We start from the raw sequence: 19239 nt of genomic DNA on the forward strand, positions 1-19239 counted from the left end.
AGCAAGGCCTGACTTGACCCGCTCGCTGATGAGATCCCGCTCAAACTCCGCAATGCCGGAAAGAAACGTCGCCAGCATTCGTCCATACGGCGACGAAAGATCGAACGCCATGGCACTGTTGCAAAGTTAGCGATGAGGCAGCCTTTTGTCTTATTCAAAGGCCTTACATTTCAAAAACTCTGCTTACCAGGCGCATTTCGCCCAGGGGATCACCATAATAAAATGCTGAGGCCTGGCCTTTGCGTAGTGCACGCATCACCTCAATACCTTTGATGGTGGCGTAAGCCGTCTTCATGGATTTAAATCCCAGCGTGGCGCCGATTATCCGTTTCAGTTTGCCATGATCGCATTCAATCACGTTGTTCCGGTACTTAATCTGTCGGTGTTCAACGTCAGACGGGCACCGGCCTTCGCGTTTGAGCAGAGCAAGCGCGCGACCATAGGCGGGCGCTTTATCCGTGTTGATGAATCGCGGGATCTGCCACTTCTTCACGTTGTTGAGGATTTTACCCAGAAACCGGTATGCAGCTTTGCTGTTACGACGGGAGGAGAGATAAAAATCGACAGTGCGGCCCCGGCTGTCGACGGCCCGGTACAGATACGCCCAGCGGCCATTGACCTTCACGTAGGTTTCATCCATGTGCCACGGGCAAAGATCGGAAGGGTTACGCCAGTACCAGCGCAGCCGTTTTTCCATTTCAGGCGCATAACGCTGAACCCAGCGGTAAATCGTGGAGTGATCGACATTCACTCCGCGTTCAGCCAGCATCTCCTGCAGCTCACGGTAACTGATGCCGTATTTGCAGTACCAGCGTACGGCCCACAGAATGATGTCACGCTGAAAATGCCGGCCTTTGAATGGGTTCATGTGCAGCTCCATCAGCAAAAGGGGATGATAAGTTTATCACCACCGACTATTTGCAACAGTGCCCACTCCGGTCACTAACACTTTGTTTTGTAATATAAAGTAAGACTTTTTACGTTACTCCTGTCCTTTAAATCTGATATCTCATTTTCCTGCTCTATCACTTTTTCGCTCCCAGGATTCAGCCAGAACTCCCTGTTTTCTAACCATGACATCCGTGTAATGTCAATCTAACCAATTGAAATTTAATACAAATAGAAAAATCGTACAGTACGTTATTTCACTAGGTGTCAGTTTGGCCCCAACTGTTACCTTTTTCACACGGTTCTTCCCCGTCCACACTCTCGTTACAACCCTTTGTTTTATCGTCACTTCCCCCCCAGGTATCCTGCCACAAGTCGATAAAAGGACTGTCATCACTTTCAGTGTATTTTTTTGTATGCCGAGCGTTACGGTGGCCAAGAAAGTCCTGAATCAGACAGGTACCCGCGCCCCGCTCTGCCAGTCCGAAACCACAAGCGTGCCTGAGCATCTTCGGATTTATTTCTATGGTCATGCCGGCCTTTTCGCCGGCCTCACGCACAATGCGATAGGCCTGCTGGCGGGACAATCCGTTGCCGCGCCGGGATAAAAATACCCGGTCAGTGTCCAGGGCGCCCTTCCAGGGGTCAGTTTGGAGATCGGAAATTTTTGTACGTTAAGCGCATTATTTAACCAATCTTGGTTCGTAAGGGGTTGATTTTGCGTCAGTGGCTATCGCTTTTAAGTTGTCGCTCTTGCAGTATCGCATTTAGGTTATCCGATTAAGGTCAAACCTCTGAAAATGCCGTATAGCGCGGGAGTACACCCTATTGCTATAGGTAAGTCTGTTCAAAAAACAGGCTTACCGTACAATAATTCTCTATATCCAAACTGACCCCTGGTAGCTCCCTCGTGCGCTCTCCTGTTCCTGCCTTTCGGTTTACCGGTGTCATTCCGCTGTTATGGCCGCGTTTGTCTCATTCCACGCCTGACACTCAGTTCCGGGTAGGCAGTTCGCTCCAAGCTGGACTGTATGCACGAACCCCCCGTTCAGTCCGACCGCTGCGCCTTATCCGGTAACTATCGTCTTGAGTCCAACCCGGAAAGACACGACTTAACGCCACTGGCAGCAGCCATTGGTAACTGATGATGTGCGAGAGATTTAGAGAGTACTTGAAGTGGCGGCCTGACTGCGGCTACACTGAAAGGACAGTTTTGGTGACTAGTCTCGCACAAGACAGTTACCTGGTTAAGCAGCCTGCAAGCTGGCTTAACCTTCGATAAAACCGCCCTGCAAGGCGGTTTTTTTCGTTTACAGAGCAAGAGATTACTCGTAGGTAGAGAGGATCTCAAGAAGATCCTGAACCGCCCCGGTTTTCCGGGAGAGTTTTTAGTCCGCGAACTCAGGCTGCCATAGCTCCGTTTCCGATGGAAGCATAATACGCTCTTTCGGCTTCAGCCGGGGGGATGTGACCGAGCCGTTCCAGTAGTCGGCCGCTGTTGTACCAGTCCACCCACGTCAGCGTCGCCAACTCAACCTCTGCTCGGCTTTTCCAGCTCTGTCTGTGTATCACCTCCGCTTTGTACAGGCCGTTGATGCTTTCCGCCATCGCATTGTCGTAGGAGTCGCCTGAGCTGCCCGTCGAGGCCAGTAAGCCCGCGTCCTGCAGACGTTGCATGTACGCCAGCGACACGTACTGCGAGCCCTTATCCGAGTGATGGATGGTGCCGGAAGGGCGACGGGCCCACAGCGCCTGCTCCAGCGCATCCAGCACGAACGTGGTTTCCATCGATGACGACACTCGCCAACCCACGATGCCGCCGGCAAACACATCGATGATGAACGCTACATACGCGAACCCCTGCCAAGTACTCACGTACGTGAAGTCTGCTACCCACAGCTGATTGGGACGCTCTGCCACGAACTGACGGTTTACCCGGCCGCCTGCCGCAGCTTCTTTCCTGCTGACCATGGTTCGTACTTTTTTCCCGCCGCACGCCGGTAAGCCCCATGCTTTTCATCAGTCGCGCGATGGTGCATCTGACCACGCTGAAGCTTTCCCGTTGCAGCTGGTGCCAGACCTTACGAACTCCATAGACACTGTAGTTTTCGTCGTACACGCGCTGTACCTCCAGCTTCAGCTGGTCATCACGCCGGTCACGCTGACTGCGTTTTTCCGGATGCTGACGTTGGTTCTGGTACCGGTAGTATGTCGACGGGGCGATATCCAGCTCATGGCATACCGGTCCGACTCCGTGACTTACGCGGAGGGTATCGAGCAGCGGCATCATGTTCACATGTGCATCAGCATTCCACCAAAGTATTCGGTATCGACAATCGTCGGCTATCTGAAGGGGAAAAGTGCGATAGCGATAGCCCGGCAGTTCGGCAGAGGAAAAAACTTCACTGGTGAAGTTTTCTGGGCACGAGGATATTTTGTTTCAACTGTAGGCCTGGATGAAGCCACGGTCAGGGCTTACATACGCAAGCAAGAGCGAGAAGACGAACGTTACGACCAGATGAATCTGAACGTATAACAGGCGCCTTGGGCGGCTCATGGTTTGTCGGCGCCTTTGAGGCGCTCACCCTAAAGCCTCCGGCTCTGCCGGAGGATACTTACTTCTGCCAAACTAGACGATACATAGCAAGTAAAAATAATATAATTGCTAGCAAAGATATTTTTATTATTACGGGTGCCAACTCATAGATACCTGCCCCCTGAGAGTTCAGCATAGTAAACCCACTTATCATTGTACTTGATGGGAAAATCACCATCGTTTTCACAACCCATTCAGGCATATTAAATGTAGGAAACGAGGCTCCTGACGCATAAAAAATAACCATCGAGGTAGCCGATAGGATCTGCATTGGACGGTTGATGTTATCCAGAAAACTACCAATCAACATCCCCATTGAACTTACTGCCGCAGAAAAAAGAACAATCAACAAAACCTGTAAAAACATACTTCCTTCATTGGGATACCCTTGCAAATAATAAACCCAACCAAACACAAAAACCGCTCCAAAAAAACCAACCATAAACAACCCAAAAAACGTCCCGATAAACTGAGATGAATTAATTTTTGTTAAACCGATACTATTACGCAATGCAATAAGCATAGAACTGGTAAAGATAAGTGTTTGCTGAAGTATTATAATAAAAACCAGCGGCATAATAAAAGATTCGTATCCCAATGTTGGATTATATAGAGGAAGAGGAATGATGTTATTAGTAGCTTTAGATGTTAATCTATTAACATCCGTCGTAGCGTTTATTGCATTAGTCACTGCCGTTCTCAAATCGGCAGCAACAGCCATATAACCGCCTGATAGGTGCACATCGATCCCTGCGTTCTCTCCTCTGATAAGATTCTTTTTAAAATCATTATCAATAGCTATCACCGCGGAAACTTTTCTGTTTCGCAATAAAATTAATGCATCAGACAGAGAACTATCAACCTGGGTAACATCAATTTCACGTGTGGTTTGCAGATTATCGATCAGATTACGTGACAATGATGATTGATCAAAATCAACTACCGCAACGGGAAGTTTGAGGTTAATTTGTGCCTTGTAGGCGCTTGGATAAAAAACACTATAAAGAATCAATGACATAACTGCCGTTGAAAATATAGGTTGACATTTTCTTATTGATTTAACAGTACTAATAAAACTCTGTAAAACACCATCGAGTTTTACATTCTCCTGAAAGACTACCGGCTGTTGACTATAATTACGTCTTGCAAGAATAATAAAAGAAATAGTTAAAGGAATGATAATATAGAGTGACAAGATACCAAATTGGGAAAAACTCGTTGTGATATAACTGCCAAGATTGACCTGCTCTAACTGTATTCGGTAATAGTGGGTGAATGGCTGAAAATTACTCCAGAATTTAGCCCAACCATTGGCATTCAAAATAGAAAGCGTACCATCTGAGTAGGTTAACGCAGCACTAGCATATACCGTTGAGATACTTAAAGCTGTAAGTACATTTCGCGTTATTGAAATAAACATAATGGCGATAGATGCAGTAAGAAGACACAACATAAACATCGCCAGAATTAACAACCATGAATTACCTAAAATTGGCCAACCCCGCCCCACTACTTGCCAGACATTGAATATTAATCCCCAAAGAAAAATGATGGTTATATATGGTAGGCAACGGGAAGCAATCTGAACTGATAAATATATTGTTTTTTTCTTAATCCAATCGTCACAGAGATTACCTTCTTCAAAAAAACGTCCGATAGCGCAAATTACAGCGCTGCTTAGAACTATACTCAGCAACACCGGCACTGCAATTGGGGTCAAGAATCTTTCATAGCTATTTTGTGGATTGCTGATACTGATTACTTGTATATTTGGCATTGAGTTGCCCGTACCTTTATGCTCAACACCCAGTGACTTCCTGTTATTTATTGAGTTAAAGGCATCATTCACCGCTGCCTGCAAACCGATAAACGCAGCATTACCAGTTGTTCTTAACTGCCCGTTATAACGAATTACGACCTTATTATCATCCTGACGGATAGTTGATCCAGATGCACCTCGGGGGATCTCTATAAAAGCATAAATTTTCATACTCTTCATCAGGCGTTGAGCCAGGGAAATATTGTCCGTTGTTTCTATTAACTCAATACTCTTCGATGCATCAATATTTTTGATTATTTCCCGACTCAATGATGAATGATCATAATCTACCAGTGCGACAGGTATTTTCTCAGGCACACCAGAACTGAAGATAGCGATGACAAAAGTTAATAAAAACACCGGCACAATAAACAGTAAGATTTTCATGTAGCGGTCATGATAGATGAAATTAATTTCATCTATCAATGAAGCTGAAAAGTCTGATAAAGTATTATTAGTCATTATCAAAAGGCCAATCAAAAATAACAGACATCCCCGGGCGCATTCCTTCTATTTTATTCATCGGATGTAACCGTACTTCAAATGTTCTGACGTCATAACCGCTTGACTGACGAGTCGCTCTCCATGTGGCAAAATTTCCTTTGGGGTTAATAAAAAAAACACGGAATTTAACATTTTTATATTTCAATGCAGGAATCGCCCCTTCAATCACATCACCTATTTTTAATGCGTTAAAACGGTCTTCCCGTAAATTAATAGTTACCCAAAGATTATTTAAATCAATCATGCTGAATATAGGTGAGCCAGCAGAAACAAGTTCTCCCGGATTAGCAAAGCGCTTGGCAATTTCTCCATCATTTTTTGAATGAACACTCAGCTCTCTGACCAAGGAATCCGCAGACTCAAAAGCCGCCTTGGCTGAATTTACATTAGCATCAGCAATGCGAATATCCTCTGCCCTGTTACCCCGTTTGACTTGCATATATTGCTCATAGGCAGCATTAGTTTTCTGCCTAGAAATCTTATATCTCGCAATGGCATCATCACGTTCTTGGGCAGAAACAGCCTTACTACCATCATAGAGTTTTACTACTCGATCCGTGGATAACTTTATGTTTTTTTCATCTGCTTGAGCACTTATCCAGTTAGCTTTTAATGACTCAATATACTCTGTACGCTCTCCGTTATATGCCTTTTCCTGACTAGCTACAGCCGCAGCTAATGCTTCCTTTGCTTGCAGGGAATTCTCAGTAATTTGCCTGTCATACAAACTGACTAAAGCCTGCCCGTTACGGATGCTGTCTCCTTCTCTGACATGCAAGCTATCAACTCTTGCTGTAACCTTACTGGTTATATTAATTTCATCTGTATCAACAATGCCTTCTAATATCTCCGGCCCTGAGGAGTGAGATAAAATAAACCCGGCAGATAACACCATTATTATAACAATAAGTATGGCTATCTTAATTTTTTTATTTTTTATCGTCATGCTATTTTCATCCTCAAGCTCCGTCTATCTCCTTTAGCTTTCTACCATTTTAACAACATTTACAGTTATTTCATCTTATTCTTTCAATGAAATGGTAATGGTGCCAACTTACTGATTTAGTGTATGATGGTGTTTTTGAGGTGCTCCAGTGGCTTCTGTTTCTATCAGCTGTCCCTCCTGTTCAGCTACTGGGGGTCGGTTCCGGCTGAGGGCGAAATGACACCCTAAGCGTTAGCTCTGTGTCGTTGCACGATGTCAGCGACGGTATTCTTGCTGATACCGAGCTCGCGTGCGATCCAGCGATAGCTGCGTCCCTCGGCCCTCATCGCAACCACCATAGGCAAAAGTCGGTCTGATTTTGGTCGCACTCCGGCCTGACGACCAAGCCTCTTACCACGTGCCTTCGCAACAGCAAGGCCTGACTTGACCCGCTCGCTGATGAGATCCCGCTCAAACTCCGCAATGCCGGAAAGAAACGTCGCCAGCATTCGTCCATACGGCGACGAAAGATCGAACGCCATTCCATTCATGGCTATCACGGAAACCTTCCAGTTCTCCAGTTCACGTAGCGTATTGAGCAGATCGAGCGTCGAGCGCCCCCACCGGGAAAGCTCAGTGACCAGGATTGCATCAATTTGTCTGGACTGGGCAAGCGCCAGGACTTTCTTTCGCTCGGCCCGGTCGAGTTTAGTTCCTGAACCTGTTTCCTTAAATATTCCCACCACGTCGTAGCCGGCACGGCCGGCGAAGGCTCGCAGATCAAATTCCTGGCGTTCACAAGACTGATCCGCTGTTGAAACCCGGCAGTAAATGGCGGCACGATGTCCCAATTGAACCCTCCTGGATTTTTGTATCGGAACGCCCTGATTTATATGGGCTGGCTGTTGTCCAAAACAGACTATACTTCAAAAGGGACGAATTTGTATGTCACGACGCCATATTTTCACCGAACGGCAGCGAGCAGCGCTGTTCGATCTGCCCACGGACGAACTGTCGCTACTGAAGTTCTACACGCTGGGCGATGATGACCTGGAAAACATTAGGCAGCGCCGCAGACCGGAAAACAGGATTGGCTTTGCCCTGCAACTTTGTGCCTTACGATATCCGGGCCGTGCACTGGCTCCTGGTGAGATGATCCCGCGTGAAGTCCTTTCCTTCGTCGGTGCTCAGCTTGGAGTTCCGGCTGATGCGCTTCTCACTTATGCCACACGGCGCCAAACCCGTCAGCAGCACATGGACACGCTGCGCGAAATTTACGGCTACAAGACCTTCACGGGCCGTGGTGCCCGTGATCTGCGGGAGTGGACTTTCGGCCAGGCCGAAGATGCCAGATCAAACGAGGATCTTGCTCATCGTTTTATTGTGCGGTGTCGGGAAACTTCCACCATTCTGCCCGCAGTATCGACAATCGAGCGCTTGTGCGCGGATGCTCTGGTCGCCGCTGAGCGGCGGATTGAAACGCGGATTGCGGAAAATTTAACAGCGGATGTTCGCGATCACCTGGACAAACTTCTGAGTGAAATGCTCGCCGGCAATATCAGTCGTTTCATCTGGCTTCGCAACTTCGAGGTTGGTAACAACTCGGCTGCTGCTAACCGTTTGCTCGACAGGCTCGAATTTCTGCGTACCCTGAATATCAATCATAGTGCTTTGGCCAGCATACCTGCCCATCGCATTGCCCGGCTGCGTCGGCAGGGTGAACGCTACTTCACCGACGGTTTGCGTGACATCACTTCGGACCGCCGCTGGGCGATCCTTGCCGTCTGTGTTGTGGAGTGGGAAGCGGCGATTGCTGATGCCATAGTCGAAACCCATGACAGGATCGTAGGAAAAACCTGGCGGGAAGCGAAGCGCCAGCATGACGAAACAATTTCCGGCTCTAAAGCCACACTCACGGATACGATCCGTACCTTCACCGCGCTGGGAGCTTCGTTGCTTGAGGCCCGCAGTGACGGAACCCCGCTGGAGATGGCTGTCGCCAGTTCGGTTGCATGGGACCGGCTCGCTCAACTGGTAGCGACAGGGACTCAACTCAGCAACACGCTAGCCGATGAGCCTCTTGCATATGTCGGGCAGGGATACCATCGCTTTCGTCGTTATGCGCCCCGCATGTTGCGCTGTCTGAAGCTCGAAGCCGCGCCGGTCGCCGGACCATTGGTAGCAGCAGCTTTGTCGATCGGAGAGATGAAAGGTGTTGCATCGCCAGAAAGGCGTTTCCTGCGGCCCAGCTCCAAATGGAACCGTCATTTACGAGCTCAGGAAAAAGGAGATACCAGTCTTTGGGAAGTGGCGGTACTCTTTCACCTCCGGGATGCTTTTCGTTCCGGAGATGTCTGGCTCGCTCATTCGCGCCGCTATGGTGACCTCAAGCAGGTACTGGTGCCGATGATCGCGGCGCAGGAAAATGCAAAACTGGCCGTGCCTTCCAACCCACAGGATTGGCTGGCAGACAGAAAGGCGCGACTCACGATCGCTCTTAAGCGGCTGGCCCGGGCTGCCCGTAACGGCACTATTCCGCACGGTAGCATAGAAGATGGAACGTTGCGGATCGACAGGTTGACAGCAGACGTGCCGGATGGTGCCGAGGCACTCATACTGGATCTGTATCGCCGAATGCCGTCCGTTCGGATTACCGACATGCTGCTTGAAGTTGATGCAGCCCTTGGTTTCACAGATGCGTTTACCCATCTGAGAACCGGAGCTCCATGTCGCGACCGGATCGGTCTGCTCAACGTCCTGCTCGCTGAAGGGCTCAATCTGGGCCTGCGTAAGATGGCGGAAGCTACAAACACGCATGATTACTGGCAGCTCTCACGCCTTGCCCGCTGGCATGTTGAAAGCGAAGCCATGAACCAGGCATTGGCAATTGTGGTGGCCGCGCAGGGTAAACTGCCGATGTCACGCGTCTGGGGGATGGGCACGTCAGCATCGAGCGATGGTCAGTTTTTCCCGACAGCGCGGCATGGCGAAGCCATGAACATGGTCAATGCCAAATATGGTTCTGTTCCCGGCCTCAAAGCGTATACTCACGTAAGCGACCAGTTCGCGCCATTCGCTTGTCAGTCGATCCCGGCGACCGTGAGCGAGGCACCGTATATTCTCGATGGACTACTGATGAACGAGGTCGGTCGCCATGTTCGCGAACAGTATGCCGATACAGCAGGATTCACCGACCATTTGTTCGGAGCCAGTAGCCTGCTCGGCTACAATCTCGTTCTGCGAATCAGGGATCTGCCATCGAAGCGGTTGTACGTATTTAATCCCGATACGACCCCCAGGGAGTTACGCAAGTTGGTAGGTGGAAAAGCCCGGGAGGATCTTATCGTTGCGAACTGGCCTGATATTTTCCGTTGTGCCGCGACGATGACCGCTGGCAAAATCAGGCCCAGCCAACTCCTGCGCAAGCTCGCTTCTTACCCACGACAAAACAACCTTGCAGTTGCGCTTCGTGAAGTTGGTCGTATTGAACGGACCCTTTTCATTATTGAGTGGATCCTGGATACGGACATGCAGCGGCGTGCTCAGATCGGTCTTAACAAGGGAGAGGCCCACCATGCGCTCAAAAATGCGCTCCGTATCGGGAGGCAGGGGGAAATTCGCGATCGCACGACAGAGGGGCAGCACTACCGAATCGCTGGGCTCAATTTATTGACTGCGGTGATCATTTACTGGAATACCGTCCATCTTGGTCATGCCGTCACGGAGCGGCGGAACGAAGGGTTGGATGTTCCCCCTGAATTTCTTCCCCACATATCCCCATTGGGCTGGGCGCACATTCTACTGACTGGCGAATATCTTTGGCCCAAGGAACCGAAAGCTTAGGGTGTCATTTCGCCCTCAGCCGGAACCGACCCCATCATACACTAAATCAGTAAGTTGGCAGCATTACCGATGTCGTAAAAGAAAATGCCTACCTTTCAGCCACCCGCTCGGGGCTGGAATCGAACGAGATCGCTACTCTTCAGCGCTCCTTGCCTTCCCGGTTTAATCTGCGGCATTTGAAAAAAAATGAATCATTAAAACTCGTACTGCAAAAGAAAGCGGGAAAATCACGTGTCGTGGCCTATAAATTTACGTCCGGTTCATTTAATTACACGGCGTATCGTATATCAGATAAAAAGTTCTATAACCTTTCCGATACTTCCGGGAAAGGCAGTCTCGATTATCCGTTACCGGCCACAGCAAGACTCAGTTCGCCTTTCAATCCTGCAAGACTTAACCCGGTATCGGGAAAAGTGAGTCCCCATAATGGCATTGATTATTCCATGCCCATGAACACGAAAATAGTCAGCGTCATCGACGGAAAAATCACCCGGGCCGAATACAACAGTACCATGGGATATTTTGTTGAAGTAACGGGAAAAGCCGGTGTTAAAACTCGCTATCTCCACCTCAATAAAATACTCGTTACTAAAGGGGCCAGGGTTACCCGGGGAGACGCTATTGCGTTATCCGGTAACAGCGGACGTTCATCCGGTCCTCATCTGCATTACGAGCTGGTCATCAATAACAATCCTGTTAACTCACTGGCGTTCCGGGCAGCGGCACCCGCTGATAACAAACTTGAACAGCATGCCTTTGCGCATGCCAGAGACTACGAACGATACCTGGACTGATAACGGGGCCGCGACGCGGCCCCGTCTGCCGGATTAATTTTTTTTATCGTTTTCACTTCCTTGATGTTGATGATCTCCATGCCCTCCGTGGCCGTGGAAAAGATGCATTAGCGGGCAGACCAGCAATAACAGATATGGCCAGTAACCTGCCACATGTGACCAGTGTTCGCGCAGGAGAGCAAATGCCGCAATCGCGGCGACAGCAATAAGCGCATAGGTTGTACTTTTCATACCGGACTCCTTCTGTTCGTAACAGCCCCTTCACTCAGTGTTATTTCCCGAGCCTGACACTTTTCAGACGCAACGCATTTGCAATGACGCTAACGGAGGAAAGGGCCATGGCCGCCGCCGCAATAACTGGCGACAGCAGTATTCCATACACAGGATAAAGCAGACCTGCAGCTACAGGCACCCCAAGAGCATTGTAGATAAACGCAAAAAACAGATTCTGCCGGATATTTTTCATGGTGATCTCTGACAGATGACGGGCCCTGTTGAGTATCATCAAATCGCCTTTGAGAAGGGTAACGCCAGCACTTTCTATTGCCACATCTGTACCCGTTCCCATGGCTATACCCACGTCAGCCGCTGCCAGCGCCGGGGCATCATTCACACCGTCTCCGGCCATCGCAACCACATGGCCAGACTCTTTCAGTCGGGTTATCACTGCTTTTTTGCCATCCGGCAGAATCCCGGCTTCAACCTCATCTATTCCCAGTTTCCGTGCGACTGCTTCAGCAGTAAGCTGGTTATCCCCGGTGAGCATAACAATGCGGATCCCCGCCTGACGCAAAGCTTTAAGCGCATCCGGCGTGGTTGCTTTCACGGGATCCGAGATAGCTATCAGGCCTGCAAGGTTCCCGTCTGTGGCCACATAGATAACGGTAGCGCCTTCCATCCGCAACGTATCCGCAACGGCCTTTTGATTATCAATAACGATACTGTTTTCCTGCATAGCCAGTTCATTACCAATAACAACCCGTTGACCTTCGACATCGCCTGAGACACCTTTCCCCGACGGGGCATTGAAATTACTGACGGCAGGTATCACGATCCCCTTTTCATGCGCGGCTCTGACAACAGCCATACCCAACGGATGCTGCGAACCTTTTTCCACTGCAGCTGTTACACGTAAAAGAGATATTTCCCCACCCGGACTGAGACTGATAATCCCTGTCACCGTAGGCGAACCTTCCGTGAGCGTGCCTGTTTTGTCGACAACCAGCGTGTCCACTTTTTCAAGACGCTCAAGGGCTTCGGCATTCTTGATTAACACCCCGGCCTGGGCGCCTTTGCCCACCCCCACCATTATCGACATCGGCGTGGCCAGTCCCAGCGCGCAGGGACAGGCAATAATCAGGACCGACACAGCCGCAATGAGACCGTGCGCCATCCTGGGCTCGGGCCCCCAGACAGACCAGATCAAGAAAGCAACAACCGCGATAAGTATCACCAGAGGAACAAACCAGCCTGAAACGCTGTCTGCCATTCTCTGGATGGGGGCCCGCGAACGCTGTGCATCAGCGACCATCTGAACAATTCGTGAGAGCATCGTTTCATCACCGACTTTCTCTGCACGGATGATAAGACTACCTGTCTGATTAATGGTCCCCCCGATGACAGGGTCACCCTCCGTTTTGGTAACAGGCATAGATTCCCCGGTCACCATCGATTCATCAACGGTTGTTTTGCCTTCGACCACGATACCGTCGACCGGAATACTCTCTCCAGGTCTGATGCGGAGCTTATCGCCAGGCAGGACATCTTCCGCATTAATATCCGTTTCATGACCGTCATGATCCAGCCGTCTGGCGGTTTTGGGGGCAAGGTTCAGAAGCGCAGTAATGGCGCCTGAGGTTTGTTCCCGTGCCCGCAGCTCAAGAACCTGTCCCAGCAGAACAAGCACCGTAATAACTGCTGCGGCTTCAAAATAAACGGCCACCAGGCCATCCATGTTTCTGAACGATGCAGGAAACCAGGAGGGGAAGACGGTTGCAATGACGCTGTAAACCCAGGCTACGCCGGTCCCCATTGCAACAAGGGTAAACATATTCAGGGAGCGGTTACGTAACGACATTCCGGCCCGGGCGAAGAATGGCCAGCCACACCACAACACGACAGGGGAGGCCAGAAGCAACTGCAGCCATGTGTTGTACTGTGGCGGTACTGTATTCCTCAAGTCGGGAAACAGATGAGATCCCATTTCGAGTACCAGAACCGGAAACGCCAGCAACAACCCCAGCCAGAAGCGTCTTGTCATGTCGTGAAGTTCATCACTCGGCCCCGTGGATGCCGTAGCTACGAGCGGCTCCAGTGCCATTCCACAGACAGGACAGCTTCCGGGACCACTGCGGCGTATCTCCGGGTGCATCGGACATGTCCACACACCTTCAGAATTCTCTTTTTCCGCCTGGTTGTGAGGCTGTTTTATCTGATCAGGGCTGACTTCGTGATGATCGTGGTGATGGTGATGGGAATGTTCACTGGCATCTTCGGTAAAATAATGATCGGGATGGGCTTTAAATTTGCTCTCACAGCTGGCGGAGCAGAAATAAAGCTGATGGTCCTGGTATCGAATGCTGCTGTGCGCCTTGTCAGGCAGGATGACCATCCCGCACACGGGATCTCTCACCTTATGCAATACGTGGCCCTCGTCCGGGGATAATGTCTGCTCAGAAGCAGTCTGGTTGTTGTGTTGCACTGCATTGTCATTTTTCACAGTAACTCTCCTTATGCATACCGAAGCATCTTCTGTCTTCAGGGTATGTCATGGATGCGATTACCACGAATATCGCCGGCACAGGAGTGCCTGCTACCGGCGTCCCGTTATCAGCCGTTCCGCTGACTATTTGATTCGCTGGAAGATCTTTTTACTGCCCTCCGGGGAGAATGCGATAACATCGTAAGCCTCTTTACGGGCCCCCATCTCCATTCCCGGGCTTCCCGCAGGCATGCCGGGGGTGGCAAGGCCATAAATCCCTGAACCAGACTGCATTGCCTTATGTATCGTGGCTGCAGGCACATGACCTTCAATGATCAAATTACCAGTAACTGCGGTATGACAGCTTCTCAGTCCAGCAGGAACAGCATATTTTTCTTTCAGGGCTGACAGAGCCTGATCATTCATGACGTGGGTCCGCACCTCAAACCCGTCCTTTTCCATCGCCTTGCCCCACAGGGAACAGCAACCACAGTTTTCAGACTTGTACATGTCTATTACTTTTTCACCTGCCATTGCCGGCAGTGAAAGGCCAAAAGCCAGGGTCATTAAAATTATTTTTTTCATACTCACCTCTGTATGTTATCGATATAAACCCTGACGTCAGGGTGAATTTATGCAAAAGGACACCTGCAGGGGTGTCCTTTCAGGGTTATGACACGCTCTTTTTATGTCTGCGCAGCCAGATGAGTTTATAGGCGGCAGGAATAATGAACAGGGACAGCAGCGGAGCTGTGATCATCCCGCCAATCATGGGGGCCGCAATACGGCTCATGACTTCTGAACCTGCGCCGGTTCCCCAGAGTATCGGCAGCAGACCCGCGATGATCACCGCCACGGTCATGGCTTTCGGGCGGACACGCAGCACGGCACCATGATAAAGGGCTTCATCAAGACCTTCCGGTGTGAACGTTTCCTTGCTTGACAGTTCCGGATGCGCTTCAATGGCATGACGCAGATACATCAGCATGACCACGCCAAACTCTGCTGCCACACCGGCCAGGGCGATAAACCCGGTTCCGGTTGCGACTGACATATGGAAGCCCTGCCAGTACAGGAACCATATCCCGCCAACCAGGGCGAACGGCAGACTCATCAGGATCAACAATGCTTCATCAACCCGGCGGAACGCCAGATACAACAGGATGAAAATGATCATCACCGTCATCGGCACCATCAGTTTAAGTTTCTTGTTGGCGTGCTCAAGCAGTTCAAATTGTCCGGAGAATGACACGCTGGTACCCGGTCTCAGTTTCACTTTCTGACTGATAGCCGTTTTAATATCATTAACCACCGACACCATATCCCTGCCGCGCGCGTCAATGTAAATCCAGCTGGCTGGACGGGCATTTTCCGTTTTCAGCATAGTCGGCCCTGAAACGACCTTAATATCCGCGACATCGCCCAGCGTGATCTGCTGCTTCATCGGGGTCAGGATCGGCATCTGTTTCAATGCATTTGGACTGTTCCGGTAATCCTGCGGATAGCGAATATTAATCGGGTAGCGGGCCACGCCTTCAACCGTTTCCCCTGCCGTTGCGCCGCCGATGGCTGATGAGACAAACAGCTGTACATCACCGACAGTCATACCGTAACGGGACGCTTTTTCCCGGTTGATATCGATATCGATGTAACGCCCGCCTTCAAGTCGCTCAGCCAGGGCAGACACCACGCCCGGCACGGTTTTGGCTACCGCCTCGATACTCTGCGCAGTCGCATCAATATCGGCCAGGACAGTCCCTGAGACCTTGATACCTATCGGGCTTTTGATCCCGGTTGAGAGCATATCAATACGGTTACGGATTGGCGGAACCCACAGGTTTGCCAGACCCGGTAAACGGACGGTCTTGTCGAGTTCTTCAATAATCTTGTCAATCGTCATACCCGGACGCCACTGATCCTCAGGTTTGAGCTGGATCGTGGTTTCCACCATTTCAAGCGGTGCGGAATCCGTTGCGGTCTCTGCTTTACCGGTCTTGCCAAATACAGAGGCCACTTCAGGAACGCTTTTGATTAACTTGTCCGTCGTCTGCAGGAGTGCTGCAGCTTCTGCCGGAGAGACGCCAGGCAATGTTGACGGCATATACAGCAGGTCGCCCTCATTGATCTTCGGCAGAAACTCCCCCCCCACCTGACTCAATGGCCAGATAACGGTGAAAATGGACAAGGCCGCAACCAGCAGGGTTGTTTTTGGCCAGTGGAGGACCCGCAGCAGCAATGGATGATACGCTTTGATCAGCACCCGGTTCAGGGGGTTACTGGTCTCGGCAGGAATTTTTCCCCGGATCCAGAATCCCATCAGGATCGGAATGACAATGATGGCCAGCGCGGCCGCGCCCGCCATGGAGTACGTTTTCGTGAATGCCAGCGGGCCAAACAGACGTCCTTCCTGACCTTCCAGGGTAAAGATAGGAATAAAGGACAGGGTGATGATCAGCAGGCTGATAAACAGTGCGGGTCCCACTTCCACGGAGGCGTCGGTAATCACCTTCCAGCGGGTGGCGTTGTCAATCTGCTCACCCGGATGCTGATGATCCCACTCCTCTAGCCGTTTATGCGCATTCTCAATCATCACAATGGCGGCATCCACCATCGCACCGACGGCAATAGCTATCCCTCCCAGCGACATGATATTGGCGTTCAGTCCCTGGAAGTGCATGACGATAAAGGCGATACACAGGCCAAGCGGCAGAGAGATAATCGCCACCAGGGCAGAACGTACGTGCCACAGGAACAGGGCACAGACGATGGCCACCACGATAAACTCTTCCAGAAGTTTGGAACTGAGGTTATCAATCGCCCGGTCGATTAACTGGCTGCGATCGTAGGTGGTCACGATTTCAACACCTTCCGGCAGACTGGCCTTCAGTGTCTCCAGTTTATCCCTCACTGCCGTGATTACGTCACGCGCGTTTTTACCCGACCGCAGGATCACCACGCCGCCAGCGACTTCCCCCTGGCCGTTCAGTTCGGCAATACCACGCCGCATTTCAGGCCCTGTCTGCACGCGGGCAACATCCCGCAAATAAACCGGCACGCCGTTCTCGCCTGTTTTCAGGACGATGTTATTAAAATCATCAATGCTCTGCAGATAGCCGCTGGCGCGGACCATATACTCCGCTTCGGCTATTTCAACGGATGAACCACCGGCCTCCTGGTTAGACGATTCAAGAGCCTGTTTCACTTCGGGAAGGCTGATCCCATACTGGGACAGTTTTACCGGATTGACCTGAATCTGGTACTGCTTCACCACGCCACCAACCGAGGCTACCTCAGCCACGTTCGGGATGGTCTTCAGTTCAAATTTCAGAAACCAGTCCTGCAAAGAACGCAGTTCTGAAAGGTCGTGTTTTCCGCTGCGATCGACCAGGGCATATTCAAATATCCAGCCCACTCCCGTAGCGTCCGGGCCGATTTCAGAGCTCACACCCGCAGGCAGTTTGCCCTGAACCTGATTCAGGTATTCCAGCACGCGCGAACGGGCCCAGTACAGATCGGTCCCGTCTTCAAAAATGACATACACATACGAATCACCGAACTGTGAAAAGCCACGCACGGTTTTTGCGCCAGGTACGGACAGCATGGTGGTGGTAAGCGGATAGGTGACCTGGTTTTCTACAATCTGCGGGGCCTGTCCGGGATAGCTGGTTTTAATAATGACCTGCACATCTGACAGGTCAGGCAGCGCATCGACCGGCGTGTTAATTATCGTCCATGTGCCCCAGATGCTGAGAAACAGTGCGCCCATCATGACCAGGAAACGGTTGGCGACAGAGCGCCGGATAATCCATTCAATCATCGTCGTCTCCTCAGTGCCCTGAATGCATATTTACAGGCTGCTCAGACATTGCTGGCATACTGTTTTCTGTTTTTTCAGGGTGGCGCATACGTTCCAGCGCGCCCGTAATATTGGCTTCGGAGTCAATGAGGAACAGGCCACTGACCACCACGGTATCGCCTTCATTAAGACCGGAGCCAATGCCAGACTGTTGCTGTGATTCATGCAGAACGTGGATCTGTTTCGGCACAAACTTGCCTTCATCATCAACAGTAATCACGCGCTGTTCTTTGCCGGTATCGATAACGGCCTGGCTTGGTATCAGCAGCATCTCCTGACTTTGGGTATTCAGTTTGAGATAGGCATTCATGCCCGGCTTGAGAAACTCATCCTTGTTAGTAACCTGGAGGCGGACCTGAAGCGTGCGGGTTGTCTGATCCACGCTGGGAAGAATGTTCCATTTTTCGACATGGAATGTTTTATCCGGATAAGCCGGTACCGAAATTTCAAACTGCGACGTATCTTTCAGCAGATAGGCGATAGATTCTGGCACTGCAGCGCTGATCCAGACCGGGTCCATCCCCTGAATCTGAGCCACCACCTTATCTTTCGAAATATTCATGCCTGTGCGCAGGTCAAATGCAGTAATGACACCATCAATAGGTGCTTTAATGGTAAAACGGGTCTGGATTGTGCGGGTTGAACGCAGCCTTTGAATATCCTCTTCCGGCATACCAGCCAGACGAAGTCGCTCCAGAACCCCTTTTATCTGGGTTGGCGTACCGCCTGTACCGGATAACAGCAGAAACTCACTTTGTGCCTCAACCCATTCAGGAATGGTGATATCGATAAGCGGAGTGCCTTTCTTCACATGATCGCCAATCGTCAGGGGATACACTTTTTCGACGAAACCGTCAGAACGCGCCTGCACAATGACAAACTGATATTCGTTGTAACTGACATTAGCCGGGATTGTCTGAGAATAATTCAGCATTCCTCGCGTGACTTTTTGCGTTTTTAATCCCAGATTCTGAACCTGAGTTGGATCGATACGGATCCCGCCACTGCTTTTATCGCCACTTTCATCAGCATATTTCGGCACCAGGTCCATATCCATAAAGGGAGATTTTCCGGGTTTATCAAATTTGGTATCCGGTTTCATCGGGTCATACCAGAAAAGTACCTTTTTCTCCGGTGCCTTTTGTTCTGCTGGTACTGTTTTTTGTGATGAGTTTAAATACTGCCAGGCAGTAACCGATATCAGCCCTCCTGCTATGAGGCTGCTGATAATTATTGCAGCATATTTTATCTTTAAAGAAGCCATACAATTTCTCGCTGAAAAATCAAAACACCTGGCATATGCGCCCGATCAT

Annotated in this window: 13 protein-coding genes and 3 pseudogenes; 4 read left to right on the forward strand and 12 right to left on the reverse strand. The window is 50.4% G+C overall.

Annotated elements, in window-relative coordinates; genetic code table 11:
- The 3 genes and pseudogenes from WFM46_RS08525 to WFM46_RS08535 form a co-directional block, all read right to left on the reverse strand.
- Positions 1 to 111, reverse strand: a 111-nt coding sequence (locus tag WFM46_RS08525) for a recombinase family protein (protein ID WP_336997444.1), incomplete at its 3' end; no start/stop codon positions are given.
- 52 nt (positions 112 to 163) lie between these two features.
- On the reverse strand, positions 164 to 868 hold the full coding sequence (locus tag WFM46_RS08530) for an IS6-like element IS26 family transposase (RefSeq protein ID WP_001067855.1): 705 nt from the start codon (positions 866 to 868) through the stop codon (positions 164 to 166).
- 280 nt (positions 869 to 1148) lie between these two features.
- A pseudogene (locus tag WFM46_RS08535) lies at positions 1149 to 1529 on the reverse strand (tyrosine-type recombinase/integrase); the annotation flags it as partial.
- A gap of 390 nt (positions 1530 to 1919) precedes the next feature.
- On the opposite strand from WFM46_RS08535, the gene WFM46_RS08540 reads away from it, so the two are divergent.
- On the forward strand, positions 1920 to 2033 hold the full coding sequence (locus WFM46_RS08540; protein ID WP_013087254.1) for a hypothetical protein: 114 nt from the start codon (positions 1920 to 1922) through the stop codon (positions 2031 to 2033).
- 256 nt (positions 2034 to 2289) lie between these two features.
- Here WFM46_RS08540 and WFM46_RS08545 read toward each other — a convergent pair.
- Positions 2290 to 3178: pseudogene (locus WFM46_RS08545) on the reverse strand (IS3 family transposase); the annotation flags it as partial.
- Here WFM46_RS08545 and tnpA point away from each other — a divergent pair.
- Positions 3173 to 3424: pseudogene (gene tnpA / locus WFM46_RS08550) on the forward strand (IS200/IS605 family transposase); the annotation flags it as partial. The pseudogenes WFM46_RS08545 and tnpA overlap by 6 nt on opposite strands.
- Before the next feature lie 79 nt (positions 3425 to 3503).
- Here the strand turns inward: tnpA and WFM46_RS08555 are convergent.
- The 3 genes from WFM46_RS08555 to WFM46_RS08565 all read right to left on the reverse strand — a co-directional run bounded on the left by WFM46_RS08555 (position 3504) and on the right by WFM46_RS08565 (position 7583).
- On the reverse strand, positions 3504 to 5690 hold the full coding sequence (locus WFM46_RS08555) for an ABC transporter permease (RefSeq protein WP_158009095.1): 2187 nt from the start codon (positions 5688 to 5690) through the stop codon (positions 3504 to 3506).
- 67 nt (positions 5691 to 5757) lie between these two features.
- Positions 5758 to 6753: an HlyD family secretion protein gene (locus tag WFM46_RS08560; RefSeq protein WP_044157362.1), complete on the reverse strand. Its 996-nt coding sequence runs from the start codon at positions 6751 to 6753 to the stop codon at positions 5758 to 5760.
- Between the two features lie 224 nt (positions 6754 to 6977).
- Positions 6978 to 7583 (reverse strand): recombinase family protein, encoded by a 606-nt coding sequence (locus tag WFM46_RS08565; RefSeq protein WP_063618860.1) that lies wholly within the window; start codon positions 7581 to 7583, stop codon positions 6978 to 6980.
- A 94-nt stretch (positions 7584 to 7677) separates the two neighbouring features.
- On the opposite strand from WFM46_RS08565, the gene WFM46_RS08570 reads away from it, so the two are divergent.
- Positions 7678 to 10575: a Tn3-like element Tn5403 family transposase gene (locus WFM46_RS08570; RefSeq protein WP_040126169.1), complete on the forward strand. Its 2898-nt coding sequence runs from the start codon at positions 7678 to 7680 to the stop codon at positions 10573 to 10575.
- Positions 10576 to 10637: 62 nt separating this feature from the next.
- Complete coding sequence (locus WFM46_RS08575) at positions 10638 to 11369, forward strand: peptidoglycan DD-metalloendopeptidase family protein (protein ID WP_077228014.1); 732 nt, start codon at positions 10638 to 10640, stop codon at positions 11367 to 11369.
- A 33-nt stretch (positions 11370 to 11402) separates the two neighbouring features.
- Here the strand turns inward: WFM46_RS08575 and WFM46_RS08580 are convergent, their stop codons facing one another.
- From WFM46_RS08580 to silB, 5 genes are all read right to left on the reverse strand, one after another.
- Positions 11403 to 11600 (reverse strand): DUF2933 domain-containing protein, encoded by a 198-nt coding sequence (locus tag WFM46_RS08580; RefSeq protein ID WP_000843497.1) that lies wholly within the window; start codon positions 11598 to 11600, stop codon positions 11403 to 11405.
- 40 nt (positions 11601 to 11640) lie between these two features.
- Positions 11641 to 14088, reverse strand: coding sequence for an Ag(+)-translocating P-type ATPase SilP (gene silP, locus WFM46_RS08585; RefSeq protein ID WP_336997442.1), 2448 nt, complete (start codon positions 14086 to 14088; stop codon positions 11641 to 11643).
- 126 nt (positions 14089 to 14214) lie between these two features.
- On the reverse strand, positions 14215 to 14655 hold the full coding sequence (locus tag WFM46_RS08590; protein ID WP_114388521.1) for a DUF411 domain-containing protein: 441 nt from the start codon (positions 14653 to 14655) through the stop codon (positions 14215 to 14217).
- An 85-nt stretch (positions 14656 to 14740) separates the two neighbouring features.
- Positions 14741 to 17887, reverse strand: coding sequence for a Cu(+)/Ag(+) efflux RND transporter permease subunit SilA (silA, locus tag WFM46_RS08595; protein ID WP_336997443.1), 3147 nt, complete (start codon positions 17885 to 17887; stop codon positions 14741 to 14743).
- Between the two features lie 10 nt (positions 17888 to 17897).
- The gene (gene silB / locus WFM46_RS08600; RefSeq protein ID WP_001446341.1) at positions 17898 to 19190 is read right to left on the reverse strand and encodes a Cu(+)/Ag(+) efflux RND transporter periplasmic adaptor subunit SilB; all 1293 of its coding nucleotides are present in this window, start codon (positions 19188 to 19190) and stop codon (positions 17898 to 17900) included.
- Positions 19191 to 19239: the final 49 nt, after the last annotated feature.

Origin of the sequence: Leclercia sp. M50, from assembly GCF_037150775.1 — a bacterium.
Lineage (GTDB): Bacteria > Pseudomonadota > Gammaproteobacteria > Enterobacterales > Enterobacteriaceae > Enterobacter.